Source organism: Ihubacter sp. rT4E-8 (genome assembly GCF_049852125.1).
GTDB lineage: Bacteria > Bacillota > Clostridia > Peptostreptococcales > Anaerovoracaceae > Senimuribacter.
This window is the reverse complement of the sequence record NZ_CP187532.1, coordinates 2,256,348-2,269,054: the sequence shown is the minus strand read 5'-3', so window position 1 is coordinate 2,269,054 and position 12,707 is coordinate 2,256,348. Positions and strand designations below refer to the sequence as shown.

Sequence of the window (12,707 nt, the reverse complement as noted above, 5' to 3'; positions counted from 1 at the left end):
GATGCAGAAAAGGGTGGCTTCGCATTTCAATCAAAAAGGTCAAAATGGGCAGCCCAATCAGTTCCAAATGATATGAATTGCAGAACTTTACGTTTTGTGCGTTTAGCCATGAAGTGTGCCACGATACCTCTTGACGTGAACAATCTTTTAATGGTTAAATATATGTAGCAAGAGAATGCAGAGAAAGGAAAAGGCAAGAGATGGAAATCTTATTGTGCGCGGATATGGAAAGCGGGGTTTTCTTCAATGGACGCAGGCAGAGCCAGGACAGGGAGCTTCGAAAGAGAATTCTCCGCAGAATCGGCAGAGAGAAGTTATATGTAACGTCGTATTCCGCAAAACAATTTATGGAAGATGAATGGGACGGAAAATTAGAAATCTGCGGCAATCCGCTGGCGGAGGCCAGGGCGGCATATTGTTTTGTTGAAGATTGTCCGCTGGCACAGGCGGCAGATAGGGAAGATATAGAAGCTATCGTTATTTACCGATGGGACAAAGTGTATCCGGCGGACACATGGCTTAAGCTGCCTGCGAACGGAACACATGCATCCGACTGGCTGCTTTGCGAAAGTACATCTTTTGCTGGCTATTCTCATGAGAAAATTACTGAAGAAGTGTATAGAAGGGGGAGACAATGAGTAAGCGGAAATTCACGATGAAAGAATCAGGATTGAGACGAGCGGGCATCATACTTCTGACCGCGCTCCTTTGTTTCGGCAGCAGTCTTGCAATGACCGGCTGCGACGAAAGAGATATGCAAGGGTTTCAGCAGGATGAAGGACTGTCGTTTACTGGGGAATTTGGCACATTTACTTTAGAAGACCTGCCAAAATATGAGGGAAAGCCATACACTGCTGTTAATGATAACGTGCCGCAATTTAATAAGGCGGATATGACAGAGGACGCTTTTGAGGAGTACAGCGATCTGGACCGGCTGGGACGCTGCGGTGTTTGCTATGCCAATGTGTGCCGCGAGCTGATGCCTACAGAAAAAAGGGGTAGTATCGGATCTGTAAAACCCACCGGCTGGGTTACATCTAAGTATGACTTTATAGATGGAAAATATCTGTATAACCGCTGTCATTTGCTGGGTTATCAGCTGACCGCCGAAAATGCCAACGAGAAGAACCTGATTACAGGGACTCGGTATATGAATGTGCAGGGAATGCTGCCTTTTGAAAATCTGGTTGCCGACTACGTGCAGGAAACAGGGGGGCATGTACTTTACCGCGTAACACCTGTATTTATCGGGGATGAGTTAGTAGCACGAGGGGTTCTGATGGAAGGATGGTCCGTGGAGGATGAGGGAGAAAGCATTTGTTTCAATGTCTTTGTACATAATGTTCAGTCTGGAGTGATGATTGATTATGCGGACGGCAGCAACGACCTGGCGATTCCAAAGGATGCCGGCGAGAACACTGATGGCGAAATCAGGGGTAATTCCCGTTCCAAGGTGTACCATTGTCCAGGGCAAAGAGCCTATGAGGATATGGCAGATTCAAAGAACCTGATTCTATTTGAATCAGAGGAAGAAGCGCAGAAGGCCGGTTACAGAAAAGCCAAACAATAGCTGACGCGGCGTATATATAAATGTAGAAACGGAAAAGATAAATATGCAAAACAGGGAGGGAATCATGGAAAAATTAGAAACAAAGATTGGACGGCTTCAGGAACACCAGAAAAAGCTGAGGGCATATAAGCATGCTATGAATTTGCTTAATTACGACAGTTCAACTGCTATGCCGTCAGGCGGAGCAGATTATCTCAGCAGTACGCTGGAAATTCTCAGCGGCGAGGAGTATAGTTTGCGGACAGCACCAGAGATTCAGCAGTTGCTGCAAGATTTAAAAGAGGAAGAATCCCATTTGGATTTGCAGACTAGCAGAGAGGTAGAAGAACTTTCGCGTGAGCAGGAGCGGCTTTTACGTGTGCCTAAGGAAGACGTTATGGCCATGGAGGCCGCTGTTAGCAGGGCTACAGCCTGTTGGCAGGAAGCAAGAAAGAATAATGACTTTGCGGCCTTTGTACCTCATCTGGAAAAGCTGATCGAAATGAAGAAGCAGTATGCAGCCAGCGTTGCTCCGGAAAAGGACGTGTATGACGCTTTGATGGATGATTATGAGCGCGGAATGAATAGGCAGGATATGGACTCCTTTTTTGACACACTGAAGGATGAATTGACCCCTTTGATCGCAAAGATTGTGGAAAAAGGGCAGCCGGATATGGCTTTTCTCACAGGACCTTTTGATGTGGAAAGACAGCGATCCTTTTCGAAGCTGCTTATGGAGATTATGGGTCTGGATCGGGCGCATTGTGCACTTGGAGAAAGCGCTCATCCGTTTACTACGGAGTTTTCTAAATTCGATGTGCGGATTACGACTCGCTATGCGACTGACAGCCTGACCAGCAATTTATATAGTGTTGTTCATGAAGGCGGTCATGCCATGTACGAATTATCTACCGGCAATGAACTGATCCATTCCATTTTGGGGGAGGGAGCCAGTACAGCTATTCACGAGTCTCAGTCTCGCCTCTGGGAAAATTATATTGGAAGAAGCGAATCCTTTTGCGGTATGTTGCTGCCTAAGCTAAAGGAATTGTTCCCGTCTCAGTTTACAGGTGTTACAACAGAAGCGCTGTATAGAGCAGTCAATGCGGCAGCGCCATCGCTGATCAGAACCGAAGCTGACGAGCTGACCTATCCGATGCATATTCTGATTCGCTATGAGCTTGAGAAAGCGATTTTCTGTGATGATCTGAAAGTGACAGACTTACCGGAGGAATGGAACAGATTGTACAAGGAGTATTTGGGTGTAGACGTACCTGATGATGCCAGCGGCGTTTTACAGGATATTCACTGGGCAGGCGGTGATTTTGGCTATTTTCCAAGCTATGCCTTGGGAACAGCTTATGCGGCGCAGATTTTTGAAACAATGAAAAAGGACGTAAACGTGGATCGCTGCTGTGAAGCTGAGGATTTTACACCTGTGCGCAGGTGGCTCACAGAGAAGATTTATCAGCATGGCATGATCTATACCCCGGAGCAGCTGATAGAGAAGGTTTGCGGGACGGCCTTTGATGCAGAATATTATACCCGGTATTTACAGGAGAAATTTGGAAGGCTATATGAACTGTAATTGAAGCAGCTTTAAATCGTGTATACCACCGTATGGAGCGGAATCCGTCTGTACGGTGTTTTTTTATCTCCGCAACATGGGGAGCAAAATGAGAGGGAAGATTGAGACGGGAGGTTTTTGGAAGATGAGAGAGAGTATATATGGTTATGTTAGAGTATCTACGAAGGAACAAAATGAAGACCGGCAGATGCTGGCGCTAGCGGCATTTCCTGTGGCACAGAAGAATATATATATGGACAAACTGAGTGGTAAGGACTTTAACCGGCCGCAATACAAACTGTTGTTGCGTAAATTACAGAAGGGCGATTGTCTGGTGATCAAATCTATTGATCGATTGGGAAGAAATTATGAGGAAATATTAGAGCAGTGGCGGATTATTACGAAGGAGAAGCGTGCGGATGTAGTGGTGTTGGATATGCCCCTGTTGGATACCCGTCAGAACGGCCGCGACTTGACAGGAACCTTTGTGGCGGATCTGGTGCTGCAAATCCTCTCATATGTGGCGCAGACAGAGCGCGAAAATATTAAGAAGCGTCAGATGGAGGGAATTGCCGCGGCAAAACTGAGAGGGGTAAGATTTGGGAGACCGCGTAAAGAAATCCCGCCCTGCTTTGGTCAAATAAAACAGGATTGGGATCGGCATGTGATCACCTCCAGAGAGGCGGCGCAGAAGCTTGGTATTGCACAGGATACCTTTCTTCGTTGGGCAAGAGGTGAATGAATTAGAAGGAAGATACGTTCTATTTGAGCGTATCTTTTGCTTTCGGCGCAGCCTCGTAGGCGTTGAGGGCATAGACCATATTGTAGTGCAGATGCAGACGCATGACATTTGCGGCTTCTGCAAAATCGCCGGCTTTGATATTTTCCAGAATTTCTGTGTGCCCTCTGTGAATGTTCTCTGCATGAACCGGATCATCAAAGTAGTACATGTTGGCAAATACCTGAATTTTCGCCCGCAGTCTTTTGGCTGCGTCGTCCAGATAGTGATTCTGTGCGTGACGGTAAAATACAGTGTGCGCGTCATCAGAACTTTGACTCCAGCCCTTCAAATCGCCTTTTGCCAGACATTGATCACCGGCGGTGATGATGTTTTCCAGTTCATAAATCAGCGGCGCTGTAGTAAAGGCATTTTTGCAGAAAAGAATCGCAAGGGCATCGAATTCGCTGATGCATTGGTAGAGCTCGCGAATATCTGAGCTGGTGAATTGGGTTACGGCAACGCCTAGATTGGAATAGTAATTAACAAGACCATCCTCTATGAGTCTTGTCAGGGCTTCCCGCACCGGCGTCTGGCTGACCTGAAAGCGGGTTTTCAGATCCTGTAAGGTCAATTTCTGACCAAATATCAATTTTTGGGTGGTGATATCGTGGAAAAGCTCCTGGTAGATCTGTTCTGCTAAAGTTGTTTTCGTTCCCATTAAAATCCTCCTGGCAATAAAATCCAAAATTACGATATTTTATTTTATCATATTACTTAATGAAAATCAATCGAGTTGCAATATAAAAATAAATTTTGCAAAATCCATGCAAAACTATTGATTTTTGCGCCGGTTTGTGATATTTTATAAAAAAGAAATAAATTTTGCAAAATAAATCGTCGGAAGGAGAAGAAGTCAATCATGAAAGAATATAAATGGCCTTATGCAAATGAAATTGGCGGCGTGCAGACGGACGAAGCGGAGGTCCTGGTGCTGGGTGGCGGTCTTGCCGGCTGTTTCGCAGCGATTGCGGCAGCGAGAAAAGGAAAATCAGTCATTCTGGTAGAAAAAGGAGCGACGATCCGAAGCGGCAGCGCCGGAACTGGTTTTGACCACTGGGAATCTGCGTGCACCAATCCGTGCTCCCAGGTAACGCCAGAGGAAATCGCGAATGCTTATGTAGACGAACAAAGCCACTACAGCAACGGCATCGCCCATTACATTGAATGCCGGGAAGGATATGACCGGCTTCTGGATTTGGAAAGCTTTGGCGGTAAAATCAGAGATACCGAAGATGAATTTGCAGGCGCGGAGTTTCGCGACGCGGAAACAAAGCTGATGTTCGCCTATGATTATAAGAACAAATTCACCCTGCGTGTCTGGGGTTCTACCTTTAAACCGGCGCTGTACAAACAGTGCAAAAAGTTGGGGGTCAGAATTTTTGACAGAACGGAAGCGACTGCCCTTCTGACTACAGTGGAAAACGGTAAGAAGCGGGGCATCGGCGCCATGGGCATGAATGTGCGCACCGGAAAGTTCCACGTATTTAAGGCAAAATCTACGGTATTGTGCATGTCGAGACCTGCCCGCGTATGGCTGTTCAATCCTGACCTTGTGGGGCTTTGTGAATTCCGTCCGATGCAGAGTATCGGCAGCGGTCACGCTATGGGCGCCAGAGCCGGTATGGAATTTACCATGATGGAAAAGTCTGTAAAAGGTGAGTTCTCCGCTTCCGGCAGAAGCTTTCCGCCTTACGGCGCAGGCAATAACCACAATACCTGGTACGCGGCAACCATGGTCGATGCCAGAGGCGTGGAAATTCCGTATTTGGACAGAGACGGCAATGTGCTGAAAACAGTGTCTGAGCGGTATTATCCGGTAGAGGGTCAGAAATTTTTCCTAAAGGGTGGCGTCATCGACGAGCCGAAATACGAATACAGAGGACCGGAAACCATGCCTTTTGACGAACTGATGAAACGAGGCTATCAGCTGCCGTTCTACGCGGATCTGTCCAGAATGCCGGAAATGGAACGGAAGGTGATCTGGGGCATGATGGTCGGCGAAGAAGGAAAGACCAAAATTCCTATTTTGCAGAATTATACGGAAAGAGGCTTCGATCCGGCAAAGCACGCACTGCAAAGCTATGGTACAGGTTGGCAGTCTGCGGCGTTCCTGACCCAGGAAAGGCAGCTGTTCGGCGCGCCGGGCGGCATCATGCACGACTGGGATCTGATGACCAATATTGATGGTATCTATGCAGCGGGAGATCAGCTCTTTGCATCCGACTGCTGCGGTTACGCCAGTGCCACAGGCTACTATGCAGGTAGAAAAGCGGCTGACCACGCGGACAAGGTGGACTATGCAGAGCCAAAGCAGGCGGAAATCGATGCTGAGATGGAGCGTCTGTACGCGCCCCTTGCAAATGAAGACGGCATGAACTGGCGGGAACTGAATATGGCGATTTCCAAAGCGATGCAGAATTACTGCGGCGGTGTGAAATGTGCGGATCTTCTGAAAGAAGGACTTGACCTTCTGGAAAGCTATGAGCGTGACAAAGTACCGCAGCTGTCCGCTGTTACACCGCACGATTTGATGAGAACCCACGAGGTTTTAGATATTCTGGAAGTGGCAAAGCTGATTTTAAACGCCTGCCTTATGAGAGAGTCGAGCTCCGCGCCGCTGTGCTTTGAGAGAAGCGATTATCCGGAAATGGATCCGGAGAAAGACCGTCACTTCATTACCATCAGAATGGAAGACGGAAAACCTGTGAAGGGCATCGTAGAGCACGATTACTTCGGCAACCTGAAGGAAGAATATGAAAAGAGGAATCAGGACTATATAGGGGGTGCAAAATAATGGAAAAGAAAGAATTATATACATCCGTTGTAACCAGTAGTGCAAGACCGATTATTTACAATCAGGAGCTGTGCATCGGCTGCAACCGCTGCGCCGATGTGTGCCAGGTCGACGTGTTGGTACACAGTGTGAACAAAGGGGAGCATCCGATTGTCATGTACCCGGGCGAATGTTGGTACTGCGGCGCCTGCGTCATGGAATGTCCTATCAAAGGAGCGATCAAGCTGCAGCATCCGCTCATGAACGAAGCAAAGTTTGTACCTGTGAAGGAAGCGAAATAAATGCATGAGAAAAAAAGGACCGTAGGGTTCTTTTTTTCGTTGGCAGGAAAGGAAATGATATGATTCCTATGGAAAACGCAAAAATTAGAACATTATTCATATGAAAAATGCAAAAAATATTGCGTTTTTCATATGAATAATGTGAAACCCCCGTTGAAATCAAACATCATCTATGATATGATGAGAACAAAGTAAAACCATGGAGGAGAGGGATGGAAAGAGAAATCATAAAGAAATTGGAAGCGTGGAAAGAAAATCCGGATAGAAAACCGCTGATTCTTACTGGAGTGAGACAGTGCGGAAAAACTTATGCCATGAAGCATTTTGGAGAAATGTATTTTGAAGATGTGGCATATTTCAATTTTGAAGGGGACGAGGGACTGCAAAGCGTTTTTGACTATAACCTTAAAACAGATCGTATTTTGGAGGAACTGGGACAGCTGTATCACGGAAAACCGTTGATTCCTGGAAAAACGCTGGTGATTTTTGATGAAATTCAGGCGTGTCCCCGTGCCGTAACCTCCTTGAAATACTTTTGTGAAGAGAACAGGCAGCTGCATTTGATATGCGCGGGATCGCTTTTGGATGTAGCGCTAAAGCGGGATCATATTTCTTTTCCCGTAGGAAAAGTGGATCATATGCAGATGTATCCGATGAGTTTTTCTGAATTTCTGCAGGCGGAAAATCCGAAATTGCACGAAGGCGTACAACGTTTTGCCTTTGAAAAGGCGCTGCCTGCAGCGTACACGGAGCCGCTATGCCGTTTGCAGCGAATCTATTATGCAGTAGGCGGTATGCCGGAAGCGGTGGCGGCCTGGGTAGAAAACCATGATTTTGAGAAAGTTGAACGTATTCAGGATAATATTTTGATTGATTACCGCAGTGATTTTTCCAAGCATGCGCCGCTGTCTGAAGTGCCGAAAATCACGTGGATTTGGGATGCGATTCCGGCACAGCTTGCAAAGGACAATCATAAATTTATTTTTTCTCATGTAAAACAAGGCGCGCGGGCAAAGGATTTGGAAGATGCGCTGCAGTGGCTGGTCGATGCGGGACTTGCCTATCGCCTGGAATTGGTAGAAAAGCTGGAACAGCCTCTTTCTTTCTGTGCGAATAAAACCAATTTCAAAGTATATTTGTCTGATGTAGGTCTTCTGCGCAGAAAGTCGGGTGTTTCAGCACAGACTATTTTACAGGGAACAGAACGGTTTGAACGTTTTAAAGGTGCGTTGACGGAAAATTATGTGATGACGGAACTTTTGAAACTAGGAAAACAGCCATATTTTTGGAAATCGGGTAATACGGCGGAACTGGATTTTCTCATTGATGAGGCTGAGAAACTGATCCCCATTGAAAGCAAGGCGGAGGTTAATACAAAGGCGAAGAGCTACAGGCTTTTTTGTAAAAGGTATCAGCCTGAATTGGGTTTCAGATGTTCCATGAAGAATATTGGGGAACATTTTGTGGAACAGACATACACCTACAGTCTTCCATTATATCTGCTTTGGAGGATGCAGGTATATTTGGATGCAGAGATACCTGCGCAGATTTCTGAAGAAGCAGTGGATACGGATGATGAGATTGAGAAACAGAATCTGGAAAAGCGGCTGCAGGAGCAGATGCGGCGCATGCAGTATTATATGGAGCAACTAGACGTGGATGCGGATGTCAGGAAGGCCTTTGAGGAATTTCGAAAAAAGCTGAGGTGACCAACGGAAAACGTGTATTTTTGCTCTGAATTTGCAGAAACGAGAGGTTTACGGGGAGGTTGTTTTATGTTAAAATATAAAATGAATTGGTATAACTTGGGGAAACATTGGGAATCAGCGTGGTTTGAGCAAATAGAAAATAAAGGAAAGGACATTTTATGAAACGGAAAGTGACAAAGGTTAAATGTATCATTCTTTGTATACTGCTGCTAATCGGGACAATTCCTTTTAACATATTGTATGCGGAGGGAAGCGATGATTTGACGCCTTACGTGCAGTATAATTTTAACAACAATTTGATTGACTCTAAAGGCCATTCTGTGCTGACAGCGTGGAGTTCCACAGGGGACAATGAGAGGAGCAATACGACAACGGCTTTCGGAGAAGATGCTGACAATGGTACTTATTGGCAGTGGCATTCCAATAAGGCAAGAGGCGGCGGCTTTTATATTGATATTGATAAAAATATCGGTGAGGAATATACCATCGGACTGAAGTTTTCTTTTGAAAATACTTTGGGCGGATGGAGAAAAATCATCGACTATAAGAATTCAACCGTCGATACGGGATTCTATTTTTACAATGGGGGACATCTGAATTTCTATAACTATGGCGTCAACGGCGCCAGCGTAACCCAGCCCAATCAGGTGGTGGATTTAATTGTCAGAAGAAATAAGAGCGGCACATTTGAAGCTTATGTAGTAGATGGGACTACGAAGAAGTTTGATATGTCAGTGCAGGACACCAGTGGTCAGGGCATACCGATGGTCGTGAATGAGAAAACCAGACTCGGTTTCTTCTTTGACGATATTGCTACCAATGCAGAGGCGTCTCCCGGAGGAAAGGTGTACAACCTGAAAATCTGGGATAAGTATATGGATCCGGATGATGTAATCGAAGCCCTTTTGCCAAACGGTAACGTGAATGTGCATTATACTGATGAAGACGGTGATGAAGTGCTGCCAGATGAAAAGGTCAGCGGCAAGAGCGGAAAGCCTTATTCGCTGCAGCCAAAAGAGGTGTTCGGCTATCAGTATCTGCGTGCAGAAGGCGCGCCGATAAGTGGTACATTTCCGGACAGCGATACTGTAGACGTCACGTTTCGATATAAGTGTTTGATTCCATATACGGTGACAGCGCGATACATGGACGAAAACGGGAAACAACTCTGTGAAGATATCGTCGGCAAAGGAGAAGCGGGAAAACCTTATAAAGCCAACCGGCTCGCTATTGAGGATTACGAGTTTGTACGGGTGGAAGGGAATGTGACCGGCACTTATACAAAGAAACCACAGCTGGTTACGTTTATCTATAAGCCGGAAGAAAAGCTGCCGGTTCACGAGAACAGCACGGTGACAGCAGAATATAAGGATGAGGACGGCAGCAGGATTAGGCCGGATATGACCTATAAAGGTCACGTTGGCGAGGAATACCAGACTTCACAGATCTATATTTCGGGGTATACCTTTAAAGAGGTAACCGGCGCAGCTGCGGGGACTTATACAGAAAATCCGATTGTCGTAACTTATGTCTATACCAAAAATGCGGACGATCATCCTGACCCGAGCCCGAACAAGGGCGGCAGTGTGATTATTCATTATCAGGACAATCAGGGATATACAATCAGCCGTGATGTGATATGCAACGGGAATATTGGCACTGCATATGCTGCGCAGATAAAAGAAATCGATAAGTATAAATTTGAACGGGTAATCGGCGAAGAAAGCGGCGTCATAGAAAGCGGCGTTAAGGAAGTTACCGTTGTTTACATGCGTCTTGCCAGTGATGTGCTGGCAAGGTATCTGGATACCGCAGGACGAACGGTAGCACAGACAAAAGTATACTCCGGAGCTGCAGGACAAAGCTACCGTACTGAAAAACTTGATATAGAAGGATATGAGTTTATTCGGGTAGAAGGAAAGGAAACCGGTACATTCAGCGATGAGGTACAGGTGATTAAATACATTTACAGACAGCTGGGCAGTATCACTGTAAAATATGTAGATCTGAACGGCAAACCTATTAAAGATGAAGAAACATTTACAAATTATGTAGATGAGGCTTATAATGTGACTGCGCCATATATTCAGGGTTATGAGCATGTTAGAACCGACGGCGGCGCAGCTGGTACATATCAGCCGGGTAATCAGGTTATCACCCATGTATATGAGAAAATTAACGAGGGAAGAGTCATTGTACATTTTGTTGATAATGAAGGCAACCGTGTACGCGATGATCAACTGATACACGGCAGAGTCGGAACACCTTATGAGGTGCAGATTCCACAGTTCCATGGCTATGATTATGAAAAAACAGAAGGCGAGCTAAGAGGAACTTTAGCTATGGAAACGAAGGAAATCACACATTATTATAAGATGACGATGCCTGATACTGTAACGGCAAGGTATGTAGATGAAGGAGGGAAAACCCTTTGTGATGATATTGTCTACAAAGGGAAGTCAGGCAGCAGCTACAAAACTTCTCGTATTGTAATTGCTGGCTATGAATTTGTTGAAATAACAGGACAGGAAGATGGACGTTTTCAGAAAGAACCCCAGCTAGTTACTTATGTTTATCGAAAAGCGGCAGAAAAACCTGCGCCTGAAACAGGCATGATCACCGCAAAGTACATGGATGACAAAGGAAATGTTCTGCACAGCGATTTGGTTTATAATGGTATCGTAGGAGAGAATTGTGTTACCGCAGCTTTGGCAATTCCGGGATATCTTCTGAAGGAAGGACAGGATAAAAAGACAGCGTTTACCTTTAAAAAGGCAAGTCAGTCTATTACCTACATCTATGTTGCAGTAGATCCGGACGATTTGCCGGAATATCCGGATGGCACGGTTATCGTACATTATCGGACGGAAGCTGATATCACAATCCGAAGTGATGATTTCATTATTGGCGATGTTGGAGATGCTTATAAAGCGGCGCGCCACTCCATTGCGGGATATCATTTTATTAAGTCGGAAGGACCATTTTATGATACGGCTCACATGCGGGCAATGGCATCGGAAGATAATGCGGAACAAGGAGAAATTGAGAAACCGGTAAAATCTGTTGTAATGTATTATGTGCCGGAAGATAAAGCGTCCACAGTCATCGCAAAGTATGTAGACGAGGATGGAAATACCATACAGTTTGATGATATTTACAACGGATTTGTTGGCTTGCCGTATGAGACTGCTGAAAAGCGTATCAACGGATATAAGCTGCAGCGTGTTGAGGGCAGTGAAAGCGGCACATTCAGTGAGGACGTTCAGATTGTAACATATGTGTACAAGAAAAGCTCGAATGTGCAGATGAGCGGCAGAGTGGTGGTGCGCTTTGTAGATGAGGAAGGCAATATCATTCGTGAAGATGATACTTATATCGGATACATCGGCAGCAAGTATCAGCTGCAGCAGTATGAAATCAGTGGATATAAGTATGTGCGTGCCGAGGGCGAAAGCGAGGGCGTCTTTACGGGAGAGGACCAGATGGTCGTGTTGGTTTACCAGAAATTGAATGAGGATATAGATAAGCCGGATAAGCCGGGCGATGAGAAACCGACGAATAAGCCTGGAAATAAACCTGGAGGAAAACCTGGCAGTAAGGATCCGGATATCAACATTGATACCAATGGAGACGGCATCCCGGACGTCAATATCGACGTTGATGGAGACGGTAAGCCGGATATCAATATTGACATTGACGGAGACGGTATCCCGGATATTAATATTGACATTGACAGAGATGGGGTTCCGGATATCAACATTGATACCGATGGAGATGGAATTGCTGACAAGAATATCGATAAAAATTATAAGGACAGATATGATGTGAATAACGCTCTGTGGAATTATCCTAAAACAGGCGATGAAAACAGTTTACCGCTTTGGATTTCTCTGCTGGTAAGCGCTGTGCTGGCGTTGGGTGTGCTGATTTTGTCAGACAGAAGAAGCAGGGCAGAGAGCAAATAAGAATCATAAAGAATTAAAAAGGAGCGCTTCAAACTAAATTTACAGTTTGAAGCGCTCTATT

Annotated in this window: 9 protein-coding genes; 8 read left to right on the top strand and 1 reads right to left on the bottom strand. The window is 45.6% G+C overall.

All coding sequences use genetic code 11. From position 1 onward, the window contains the following. The first annotated feature begins 200 nt into the window (after window positions 1–200). The 4 genes from ACPW7J_RS11290 (at window position 201) to ACPW7J_RS11275 (ending at window position 3,858) form a co-directional block, all read left to right on the top strand. The gene (locus ACPW7J_RS11290; protein WP_161874602.1) at window positions 201–638 is read left to right on the top strand and encodes a ribonuclease Z; all 438 of its coding nucleotides are present in this window, start codon (window positions 201–203) and stop codon (window positions 636–638) included. Beyond that, window positions 635–1,570, top strand: coding sequence for a DNA/RNA non-specific endonuclease (locus ACPW7J_RS11285; RefSeq protein WP_424959522.1), 936 nt, complete (start codon window positions 635–637; stop codon window positions 1,568–1,570). The genes ACPW7J_RS11290 and ACPW7J_RS11285 overlap by 4 nt, the downstream gene beginning before the upstream one ends. A 64-nt stretch (window positions 1,571–1,634) precedes the next feature. Next, on the top strand, window positions 1,635–3,137 hold the full coding sequence (locus tag ACPW7J_RS11280) for a carboxypeptidase M32 (protein ID WP_424959523.1): 1,503 nt from the start codon (window positions 1,635–1,637) through the stop codon (window positions 3,135–3,137). A 124-nt stretch (window positions 3,138–3,261) separates the two neighbouring features. Beyond that, window positions 3,262–3,858, top strand: coding sequence for a recombinase family protein (locus tag ACPW7J_RS11275; RefSeq protein WP_161874604.1), 597 nt, complete (start codon window positions 3,262–3,264; stop codon window positions 3,856–3,858). A gap of 19 nt (window positions 3,859–3,877) precedes the next feature. Here ACPW7J_RS11275 and ACPW7J_RS11270 read toward each other — a convergent pair whose 3' ends face one another. Next, complete coding sequence (locus tag ACPW7J_RS11270) at window positions 3,878–4,555, bottom strand: GntR family transcriptional regulator (RefSeq protein WP_161874605.1); 678 nt, start codon at window positions 4,553–4,555, stop codon at window positions 3,878–3,880. 201 nt (window positions 4,556–4,756) lie between these two features. Here ACPW7J_RS11270 and ACPW7J_RS11265 point away from each other — a divergent pair, with 201 nt between their 5' ends. The 4 genes from ACPW7J_RS11265 (at window position 4,757) to ACPW7J_RS11250 (ending at window position 12,646) form a co-directional block, all read left to right on the top strand. Next, on the top strand, window positions 4,757–6,691 hold the full coding sequence (locus ACPW7J_RS11265; protein WP_161874606.1) for an FAD-dependent oxidoreductase: 1,935 nt from the start codon (window positions 4,757–4,759) through the stop codon (window positions 6,689–6,691). Further along, a complete protein-coding gene (locus tag ACPW7J_RS11260; RefSeq protein ID WP_161874607.1) occupies window positions 6,691–6,972 on the top strand; it encodes a 4Fe-4S dicluster domain-containing protein in 282 nt (93 codons plus the stop codon). Before ACPW7J_RS11265 ends, ACPW7J_RS11260 begins: the two co-directional genes overlap by 1 nt. A gap of 212 nt (window positions 6,973–7,184) precedes the next feature. Continuing rightward, entirely contained in the window at window positions 7,185–8,681 is a 1,497-nt protein-coding gene (locus ACPW7J_RS11255; protein WP_424959524.1) for an ATP-binding protein, read from the top strand. 158 nt (window positions 8,682–8,839) lie between these two features. Further along, the gene (locus tag ACPW7J_RS11250; RefSeq protein ID WP_424959525.1) at window positions 8,840–12,646 is read left to right on the top strand and encodes a MucBP domain-containing protein; all 3,807 of its coding nucleotides are present in this window, start codon (window positions 8,840–8,842) and stop codon (window positions 12,644–12,646) included. Window positions 12,647–12,707: the final 61 nt, after the last annotated feature.

Bases quoted from the DNA above. Each gene is read 5' to 3' on its own strand.
- ACPW7J_RS11290 (WP_161874602.1), top strand. From the start codon at position 201: ATGGAAATCTTATTGTGCGCGGATATGGAAAGCGGGGTTTTCTTCAAT.
- ACPW7J_RS11285 (WP_424959522.1), top strand. From the start codon at position 635: ATGAGTAAGCGGAAATTCACGATGAAAGAATCAGGATTGAGACGAGCG.
- ACPW7J_RS11280 (WP_424959523.1), top strand. From the start codon at position 1,635: ATGGAAAAATTAGAAACAAAGATTGGACGGCTTCAGGAACACCAGAAA.
- ACPW7J_RS11275 (WP_161874604.1), top strand. From the start codon at position 3,262: ATGAGAGAGAGTATATATGGTTATGTTAGAGTATCTACGAAGGAACAA.
- ACPW7J_RS11270 (WP_161874605.1), bottom strand. From the start codon at position 4,555: ATGGGAACGAAAACAACTTTAGCAGAACAGATCTACCAGGAGCTTTTC.
- ACPW7J_RS11265 (WP_161874606.1), top strand. From the start codon at position 4,757: ATGAAAGAATATAAATGGCCTTATGCAAATGAAATTGGCGGCGTGCAG.
- ACPW7J_RS11260 (WP_161874607.1), top strand. From the start codon at position 6,691: ATGGAAAAGAAAGAATTATATACATCCGTTGTAACCAGTAGTGCAAGA.
- ACPW7J_RS11255 (WP_424959524.1), top strand. From the start codon at position 7,185: ATGGAAAGAGAAATCATAAAGAAATTGGAAGCGTGGAAAGAAAATCCG.
- ACPW7J_RS11250 (WP_424959525.1), top strand. From the start codon at position 8,840: ATGAAACGGAAAGTGACAAAGGTTAAATGTATCATTCTTTGTATACTG.